The sequence below is a fragment of the Duganella sp. Dugasp56 genome (genome assembly GCF_047304105.1).
In the GTDB taxonomy this organism is placed as follows: Bacteria; Pseudomonadota; Gammaproteobacteria; order Burkholderiales; family Burkholderiaceae_D; genus Rugamonas; species Rugamonas hordei.
This window is the reverse complement of record NZ_JBGLYQ010000003.1, coordinates 1-9,056: the sequence shown is the minus strand read 5'-3', so window position 1 is coordinate 9,056 and position 9,056 is coordinate 1. Positions and strand designations below refer to the sequence as shown.

The following is a 9,056-nucleotide window of genomic DNA, read 5'->3' as shown; positions in this document are numbered from 1 at the left end:
GACGCTGATTATGGAATCAGCCCAGTGTTGCGTACGCCTCCGGCAAAGTCAATAACATTACAAAAAAAACATCAGGCCAGATCAAATACCGCCATCGATTCCACGTGCGAAGTGTGCGGGAACATGTTGACCACGCCGGCCTTGTTCAGCACATAGCCGGCGTTGACCAGGATGCCGGCGTCGCGCGCCAGCGTCGACGGGCTGCACGACACGTAGACGATGCGCTTCGGCAGCAGGTCGGCACGGGTCTGGCTCAGTTCCACCAGCGCTTCGCTCAGCGCCATGGCGCCGTCGCGTGGCGGATCGACCAGCATGCGGTCGAACTTGCCCAGCTCGATCAGGTGCTCGGCCGTCACCTCGAACAGGTTGCGGGTGTAGAAGGTGGTCTTGTCCGACAGGCCGTTGGCCCTGGCGTTGTCCAGCGCGCGCTCGGTCAGCGAGGTCGCGCCTTCGATGCCGACCACCTCGCGCGCCTGCGTCGCCAGCGGCAGCGTGAAGTTGCCCAGGCCGCAGAACAGGTCGGCCACGCGGTCTTCCGGCTGCACTTCCAGCAGGCGCAGCGCCTTCACCACCAGCACGCGGTTGATGTAGTGGTTGACCTGCGTGAAGTCGACCGGCTTGAACGGCATCTTGATGCCGAATTCCGGCAGCAGGTAGTGCAGCTCCTGGTCCAGCGGATAGTAAGGCGCCGCCGTTTCCGGACCCTTGGTCTGCAGCCAGAACTGGATCTTGTGCTGGTCGGCGAAGGCTTTCAGCTTGACGTCGTCGTCGCCGGCCAGCGGCGCCATGATGCGCAGCACCAGCGCGGTGACGCCCTCGCCGATGGCCACTTCGATCTGCGGAATCTGGTTGAACAGGGTCAGCGAACCAATCAGCGCGCGCAGCGGCAGCAGCAGGTCCGACACGTGTTTCGGCAGGATCTGGCAGCTCTGGATGTCGGCCACGAAGATCGATTTCTTTTCCTTGAAACCGACCAGCACCGCGTCCTTCTTGGCCACGTGACGCACCGACAGGCGCGCACGGTAGCGGTAGCCCCAGGTCGGGCCGTACATCGGGCGCATCACCGTCTGCGGACGGACCTTGCCGATGTGCTGCAGGTTATCTTCCAGCACGCGCTGCTTGATCGCCACCTGCGCGGTCGGCTCCAGATGCTGCATCGAGCAGCCGCCGCACATCTCGAAATGCACGCACTTCGGCTGCACGCGCATCGGCGATTCGTGGTGCAGCGCATCCATGCGCGCCATTTCCCAGTTTTTCTTCTTCTTGAACGAGGTGAAGCTGACTGTCTCGCCCGGCAACGCGCCTTCGACAAACACGACCTTGCCTTGCGAGCCGTCTTCATTTTCCATATGGCCGACGCCGCGGGCGTCCATGTCGAGCGATTTGATGAAGAGTTTATTTTCTTGCATAACGTTCAATGTTGAATTGGGAATGGCTGGCGCAGGCGCTCGTGCACCGGGCCGCGCAGGGCCGTAATGATAGCAGAATGAGAAGGGCTTAAAGCAGGGAATCGCGCACCACGCCGCGCGCGGCCATGGCCCGTTTCAGCTTGACCAGCGCTTCCTGCTGGATCTGGCGCACCCGCTCGCGGGTCACGCCCATTTCCTCGGCCAGCGTTTCCAGCGTGGCCGGATCGTCGTTGTCGAGGCCGAAGCGGCGCATGATGACGATGCGCTGCTTGTCCGGCAGCTTGGTCAGCCAGTCGCGCACCAGCACCGTCATTTCGTGGTGTTCGGCGCGGGCGTCGGGGCTGTCGTCGCTGTCGCCGGGCAGCATGTCCATCAGCGACGATTGCGGATCGTTGTCCAGCGGCGCGTCCAGCGAGGTCGCGTGCTCGGACAGCGCCAGGATGTCCTGCACCTCCTCCACCGGGCGGCCGACCAGCTCGGCGATGTCCTCGGCGGTGGCGTCCTTGCCGTTGTGGTGCTGGGCTTCGAGATGATATTTGCCGCGCAGGATCTGGTTCAGCTCGCGCACCATGTGCACCGGCAGGCGCACCGTGCGGGCCTGGTTCATGATGGCGCGCTCGATCGACTGGCGTATCCACCAGGTGGCGTAGGTCGAGAAGCGGAAGCCGCGCTCCGGCTCGAACTTGTCGATCGCGCGCATCAGGCCGATGTTGCCCTCTTCGATCATATCGAGCAGCACCACGCCGCGGTTGATGTAGTGCTTGGCGATGGAGACTACGAGCCGCAGGTTGTGCTCGATCATGGTCTGGCGGGCGCTGAAGTCGCCGGCCTTGGCCAGCGTGGCGTAGTGCACCTCCTGCTGCGCCGTCAACAGCGGCCGGGTGCCGATCTGGTTCAGGTAGTGCTGGGTGGTGTCGGTCGACAGCTCGGCCGCCAGCACCTTTTTCAGTTCGTCGACACTTTCGAGGACCGCGCCCGCTTCGGGGACCGTCTCGCCGTCCGCACTATCGATGGCGACATCATCGCTCGCCTCATCCTGGAAATCTTCCGGGGCTGAGTCGTCATCCATCGGGTCGTGCGGCGTATGTGTCATGGCTCAGCTAGCGGTTAGGCAGGAATTTGGACGGGTCCACCGGCTTGCCCTGCTGCCTGATTTCAAAGTGCAGCTTGACGGAGTCGGCATCGGAATCGCCCATTTCCGCAATCATTTGTCCCTTGGTCACGCTCTGGCCTTCCTTGACCACAATCGTACGATTGTGCGCGTAGGCCGACAACAAGCTATTACTGTGCTTCACAATAACGAGATTACCATAACCGCGGATGCCGCTGCCTGCATACATCACTTTTCCGGCCCCGGCAGCCACGACCTGCTGGCCCGCCTTGCCGGCGATATCGACGCCCTTGTTCTTGCCTTCGTCGAAAGTGGCGACGACCTTGCCCTCGGACGGCCACATCCAGCTCAGTTTTTCCTCGTCGGCTGCGGCGCCGGGCGCCACCACCGGCGGCGCGGCGACCACGGCCGGGGACGGCGCAGGCGCGGGAGCAGGCACGGACGCCGGCTTGGCCGCGCCATTGCCTTCGCTCTTGCCGTTTTCCGGACGCTGCAGCTCGGCCAGCGCGCTGTCGGAATAAGGCTTCTTCTCGCCCTTGGGCTCGGTCTTCTTGATCACCGGCGGAGGCGGCGGCGTCTTGTCCGGCGGCGGCATGACGATGGCGCCGGTCTGCACGCCGTTGCCGGTGGCCGCCGTGCTTTCCGGCGGCAGCACGCGCAGCACCTGGTCGACCTTGATGTCGTTCGGGTTGGACAGGTTGTTCCAGGTCACCAGGTCGCGGTAATTCTGGCCATATTCAAGCGCGATGCGGATCAGCGTGTCGCCCTTCTTGACCGTGTACAGGCCGCGCTCGTCGCGGGTGACCTGCGCCGACTCGCTCGGGGTGGCCGGCTTGACCGGCGGCGGCTGGGTGCGGTCGACAACCGGCGCTTGATTCGGGGTGGTGGTACAGGCGCTCAGCAAGGCGAGCGCAAAGCTCAAAACGAGCAAGTTACTTTTATTAGTCATTCTCATCTTAATGTTCTAGTGGTTCGGACGCGACCGCACAATCAAACCGTGCCCGGCCGCAGCGGCACGAAATGGCAGTCTTCCAGCGTAACGCTGGTCCATTCCGCCTTGCCGATGCGGGTAATCAGTTCCAGATGCTGGGCGCGGGCGCCGACCGGCGCTACCAGCCGGCCGCCGATGGTCAGCTGCTCCAGCAGCGCCTGCGGCACTTCCAGCCCGGCCGCGGCCAGGATGATGCCGTCGAACGGCGCCGCTTGCGGCAGGCCAAGCATACCATCTCCGTAGTGCAAACGCAGGTTCGGCACGCGCAGCGGACGCAGATTGGCCTTGGCCAGCTCGTGCAGCGGCTTGATGCGCTCGATCGAATACACCTGCTGCGCCACGCAGGCCAGCACCGCCGCCTGGTAGCCGCAGCCGGTGCCGATCTCCAGCACGTTCTTCAGTTGGCCGCCGTTGCGCATCACCTCGATCATGCGCGCCACGATGTAGGGCTGCGAGATGGTCTGGTGATGGCCGATCGGCAGCGAGGCGTCGATATAGGCCTGGGAAGCGAGCCCCTCGTCCATGAACATATGGCGCGGCACGCTTTCCATCGCGCCCAGCACCACGGCATCCTTGACGCCCTGCCGGGCCACGCGCTGGACCATGGCGCGGCGCACCGCCTCGGACACCAGCGGATTCTGGCGCGGCACCGGCGCCGGCAGCGGCTGCGCCCGCTCCATCGCGTAGCTGTGCGACTTGGACGGCGCCGCCACCGGGCGCGGGTTCGAATAACCGTGCTGCGGCGCCACGTGGCGCGCCGCGTTCTGGGTCGCCGTCTGCGGCGTGGCCACCGGCGCGAACACCGTGGCCTTCTTGGCCCCCTTGTCGACTACCGAGGATAGCGGGAGGGGAAAGCTACGGTTCTTGTCGGTCATGCCAGGGCCTTTGCCAATGCATCGAGTTGGGTTTTATGGGTCAGGTCGATCTGCAACGGCGTGATCGAGGTCTGCCCCTGGGCGCAGGCATAAAAATCGGTGCCTACACCCGCGTCCTTGGTCGCGCCCGGCGGCCCGATCCAGAAGATTTCCTTGCCGCGCGGGTCTTGCGAACGGATCACCGGTTCGGCCTGGTGGCGGCGCCCCAGCCGCGTGGCGACCGGAGTCGACAGCCGCTCGTAGGGCCGGTTCGGAATGTTGACGTTCAGCAGATACGGCGCCGGCAGCAATGCATAGTAGCGCTCGACGATGTCGCGCGCATGACGGGCGGCGTCCTCGATATGTTCCCAGCCGTGGGCGCCCTGCGAGAACGCGATGGCCGGTATGCCGAACAGATAGCCCTCGGTGGCGGCGGCGACGGTGCCGGAGTACAGCGTATCGTCGCCCATGTTGGGACCGTTGTTGATGCCGGAGACGACCAGGTCGGGCCGGTAGTCCAGCATGCCGGTCAGCGCCACGTGGACGCAGTCGGTCGGCGTGCCGTTGACAAAATAGAAACCATTGGCGGCCTGCTGCACCGACAGCGGCCGGTCCAGCGACAGGGAGTTGGACGCGCCGGAGCGGTTGCTGTCCGGCGCCACCACCACGATGTCGGCGATGGCCGCCAGGGCCTCGGCCAGCGCGTTGATGCCCGGCGCCAGGTAGCCGTCGTCATTACTGATCAGGATTCTCATACCGGAGATTTTACCTGAAGCAATGGCCGGACTGCGCGCGCCGGGGCGCTCCGGGCCAGATAAATTTGCGCTAGCGTGGCGCCGCCCGCGCGGCGGCCATATGGCCTTCCAGCGCCAGCAGTTCATCGGTGGTGCGCGACCACAGATCGCCGGGCGAGACCGCGCCGGGGGCGCGCAGCGGCCGGGCTAACGCATCGCTGTAGTCGTCCATGGCCGCGTCCTGATGCAGCTCCTCCGGCACCATCAGCGGCTCCCCCAGCTTGTCCGCCGGTTCGCCGCCCAGCTGGATCTGGACGTCGATCAGCTGTTCGCGCGCCTTGCGCGTTTCCGGATGGTCGGGGCCGTGGCGGTGGAGCTGCGCCTGCAGCACGGCATCGAACAGGCTGCGGGCGGCGTCCAGCTCCTGCATGCGGAGCAAGGTGCAGGCCAGCGCCGTCTTGCTGCGCAGCGTATCGCTATGTTCGGCGCCCAGCAGGCGCTTGCGGCCGGCCAGCACCTGTTCCTGCGCGATGCGCGCGTGTTCGGTGTCGCCGCGCTGGAACAGCATGTCGGCGCGGCCGGCCCGGCAGGTCAGGGTCAGCAGGTGCTCGGGGCCGAGCAGGCGCAGATAGGATTCCAGCACCAGATCCTGAATCGCCAGCGCCTCGGCGATGCGTCCCTGTTGCGCCAGCGTGGCGGCCAGATTGGCGCGCGCCGCCAGCGTATCCAGGTGCTCCGGCCCCAGCAGACGCTGGCGCGCCTCGACCACGCATTCTTCGAGGAATTGCGCTTCGTCCAGCCGGCCCTGCATGCGCAGCGCCACCGCCAGGTTGGCCTTGCTGGCCAGCGTGTCGGCATGGTCTTCGCCCAGACCGCGCTGGCGCAACGACATGCTTTCCTCGAAACAGTCCAGCGCCTGCCGCAGCTTGCCTTCGCGGCGGTAGAGTTCGCCCAGCAGGTTCAGATCGCGCGCCAGCGGCTGCGCCAGCGCGCGCGCTCCGCCCTCGTCCAGCGCATGGCGCGCCTCGCCGATGGTGGCCTGCAGCTGGATTTCGCGCCGCGATTGCCATGGGAAATAGCCGTCGGCCAGCCAGTCCAGGAAGGCTTCGAAGGTGCGGGTCAGCGAAAACCGGTCGCCGCCCTGATCCAGGCGCACCGCCAGCTGCTCGCCGTAGGCAAAGGTGCGGGTCTGCTGCAACTGGACTTCGTCGAAATAGCTGTCCAGCGACAATTGCTGCATGCCGTAGCACTCGCCCAGCAGCCGCTCGAAGATGGGCTGGTAGCCGAGGATGCGCTGCGACGGGGCTCCGCGCCGCCATTGCGCGCGCTGCGTGCTATCGCTCATTTCGATGCGCGATGGCAGAGGATAGACTAATAATGGCCGCTGTTCGTCTTCATGGCTGCGCCGGTAGGCGGTCGCGCGGGTGACTAGCGCCTGCACGCCCTCCAGGCTTTGCCTGTTCGGCGTGAACACCACCACCAGCTTGCGCGGCAGCAAGGTTGTGCAGATGCCGGCGCTGTCCGTGCGGCCGGTGCGGGAATCGACCAGCACATAGCGGAAATGACGGGCCAGATTGTCGGCAAAGCAGCGAAACAGCGCCGGGCAACTGTCGAACAGTTCGTCCCAGCGCATGGCCGCGAGGCGCTCGCCGTAGCTGTCGTCGAAGCGGCCGGCCCGCATCAGGTACAGCTGGCTGCCCTGATCCACCCGGCTGACGTATTGCTCCCAACCGACGTCGGCCAGCACCTGCTGCGCCAGCGTCTCCTTGTCCAGCGTCCCGGCGCCGCGGCGGCGCATCAGTTGCTCCCGGCACGCTTCAAACAGTTCCAGCACCCCCGGCCGCTCCTCGTGGTGGTCGAAATAATGGTGCAGGCCGGGCGCTTCCAGGTCCCAATCGATCATCAATACCGGGGCGGTGGCGTTTTGCTGGCGCGCCAGCAGCACCGCTATATTGGACAGAGCCATCGTACGCCCTGTCCCACCCTTGTAAGAATAGAAAGTGACAACTTCGCCGTGGTCGGTCAACGGCGGCAGGGACAAGGAAATGGGTTCCATGACATACCTTTTAGCGTGGGAAGTGTGGAGGAGGAATGGCACGCCATTCCGGCGGGATATCCGGCATGACAAAGCGACCACAGTCATGCCCCGGCGGCGTGCATCGTTTTACGTAGTGATAGTGCGAAACAATACGAAGGACTATTTTTTCTATATCCGGAATGAACTCGGGGTTGGTCTTCAAGTCGCCACTGGCGAGCGTGTAGCGGGAAAAGTCGACGTACATGCCCGGCCCGGAAATCTGCGGCGGCAAACCGTCGGGGTGGCGGGTCATGATGACGGGGATGATCAGGTGGCTGGGCAGCTGGTACCACAGCTTGCGTTCGTTTTCGATAAGTTGCATTGCTGCAAACTCACGACGGGTGTAAGCGTGGGCCTCGTATTTCGGTGTATAAATAACAATCATGCAAGCGCTCTCACACAAGGCCCGCGCGATCTTCTGATCCAGGTCGTCCCCGCCACCGAGTTGCTCACTATCAACAAAGAGTTCGTTCTCGTTGTCGAAGTGAGGTTCCAGATAACATTTAAGCGCATCGACCAAATCGTTTTTGAACTTGTTCATATACGCGTGTTGGCCGTGTGCATAACTGAAAAAACAGCCGTGACGGATAGTCATGACATCCTCCGTTGCTGCACCCCAAAGGTGCAGCGATTAACCAACTCTAACAATCAGCTCAGCAGGCACTTTGCGCGAACGCAAAGGGACGGCAGGCCGATCTTTGCGCAAACCGGTGGCGATTTCAGGTATCATAAAAATCTAACGATCGTTCTATTTTCAAACCAAGGAGACCACAATGAAAGCTGTCGTATGCCAGGCCTGGGGATTGCCCGACACCCTCACCGTCCAGGAATTGCCCGATCCGCAAGCCGGTCCGGGTCAGGTTGTGATCGATGTCAAAGCGGCCGGCGTTAACTTTCCGGACGTGCTGATTGTTCAGGGCAAGTATCAGTTCAAGCCGGAACTGCCCTTCGTTCCAGGCAACGAAGTGGCCGGCGTGATCCGCTCGATTGCTGACGATGTGACAACTTTCAAGGTCGGCGACAAGGTCATCGCGTTCACGTCGACCGGTGGTTTCGGGCAACAATTAGTAGCGCCTGTGCAAGCCCTGGCACCTATGCCGCCGGGCATGGATTTCGAGACGGCGGCGGCCATCACCCTCACCTACGGCACCTCGCACCATGCGCTGGTGGACCGGGCCGCGCTAAAAGCTGGCGAGACCATGCTAGTACTTGGCGCGGCCGGGGGTGTGGGGCTGGCTGCGGTGGAGATCGGCAAAGCCCTTGGAGCCCGCATTATTGCTTGCGCTTCGACCGACGAGAAGCTGGAAGTGTGCAAAGCGCATGGCGCGGACGTGCTGATCAACTACAGCAAGGAAGATTTGCGCGAGGCGATCAACGCGGCGACCGGCGGCAAGGGTCCGGACGTGATTTACGACCCGGTCGGCGGCGAATATTCGGAGCCGGCGTTCCGCTCGATCGGCTGGCGCGGACGGTATCTGGTGGTCGGGTTCGCCAACGGCGAGATTCCGAAACTGCCGCTCAATCTGACGCTGTTGAAGGGTGCTTCGCTGGTCGGCGTGTTCTGGGGCGAGTTCGTCAAACGGGAGCCGAAGGCCAACCTGGCGGGCATGCGGCAGCTGATGGGATGGTTGCAGGAGGGCAAGATCACGCCGCGCATTTCGGGACGCTACACGCTGGAACAGACCGCGCAGGCGCTCAACGACATGGCGGCCAGGAAGGTGACGGGCAAGGTGGTGATATTGCCATAATATCAAATACTCCCGTCATTACCGCGAAAGCGGGGATGCCAAGGCCGCATGGGTTACCCCGGTTGGGGGGATTTCGGGGGGGTTTTTTTTTTTATGGTAGTTTAGGTTGGGGATTGTTTTTTTTTTTTAATT

At 63.6% G+C, this 9,056-nt stretch carries 8 protein-coding genes; 1 reads left to right on the top strand and 7 read right to left on the bottom strand.

Annotation, left to right across the window (positions count from 1 at the left end):
* Positions 1-71: 71 nt before the first annotated feature.
* The 7 genes from rlmD to ACCD07_RS02150 all read right to left on the bottom strand — a co-directional run bounded on the left by rlmD (position 72) and on the right by ACCD07_RS02150 (position 7,771).
* Positions 72-1,409, bottom strand: coding sequence for a 23S rRNA (uracil(1939)-C(5))-methyltransferase RlmD (gene rlmD, locus ACCD07_RS02180; RefSeq protein ID WP_413446377.1), 1,338 nt, complete (start codon positions 1,407-1,409; stop codon positions 72-74).
* Between the two features lie 88 nt (positions 1,410-1,497).
* Entirely contained in the window at positions 1,498-2,502 is a 1,005-nt protein-coding gene (gene rpoS / locus ACCD07_RS02175) for an RNA polymerase sigma factor RpoS (protein ID WP_176651962.1), read from the bottom strand.
* Between the two features lie 7 nt (positions 2,503-2,509).
* Positions 2,510-3,469, bottom strand: coding sequence for a peptidoglycan DD-metalloendopeptidase family protein (locus ACCD07_RS02170; RefSeq protein WP_413446376.1), 960 nt, complete (start codon positions 3,467-3,469; stop codon positions 2,510-2,512).
* 41 nt (positions 3,470-3,510) lie between these two features.
* Complete coding sequence (locus tag ACCD07_RS02165; RefSeq protein WP_413446375.1) at positions 3,511-4,386, bottom strand: protein-L-isoaspartate(D-aspartate) O-methyltransferase; 876 nt, start codon at positions 4,384-4,386, stop codon at positions 3,511-3,513.
* A complete protein-coding gene (gene surE / locus ACCD07_RS02160; protein ID WP_176651965.1) occupies positions 4,383-5,120 on the bottom strand; it encodes a 5'/3'-nucleotidase SurE in 738 nt (245 codons plus the stop codon). The genes ACCD07_RS02165 and surE overlap by 4 nt, the downstream gene beginning before the upstream one ends.
* A gap of 70 nt (positions 5,121-5,190) precedes the next feature.
* Positions 5,191-7,155, bottom strand: coding sequence for a KGGVGR-motif variant AAA ATPase (locus ACCD07_RS02155; protein ID WP_176651966.1), 1,965 nt, complete (start codon positions 7,153-7,155; stop codon positions 5,191-5,193).
* A gap of 10 nt (positions 7,156-7,165) precedes the next feature.
* Entirely contained in the window at positions 7,166-7,771 is a 606-nt protein-coding gene (locus tag ACCD07_RS02150; RefSeq protein ID WP_176651967.1) for a toll/interleukin-1 receptor domain-containing protein, read from the bottom strand.
* Positions 7,772-7,949: 178 nt separating this feature from the next.
* On the opposite strand from ACCD07_RS02150, the gene ACCD07_RS02145 reads away from it, so the two are divergent.
* Positions 7,950-8,924 carry an NADPH:quinone oxidoreductase family protein gene (locus tag ACCD07_RS02145; protein ID WP_413446374.1) on the top strand — a complete coding sequence of 325 codons (975 nt, stop codon included), beginning with the start codon at positions 7,950-7,952 and terminating at the stop codon, positions 8,922-8,924.
* Positions 8,925-9,056 lie beyond the last annotated feature (132 nt).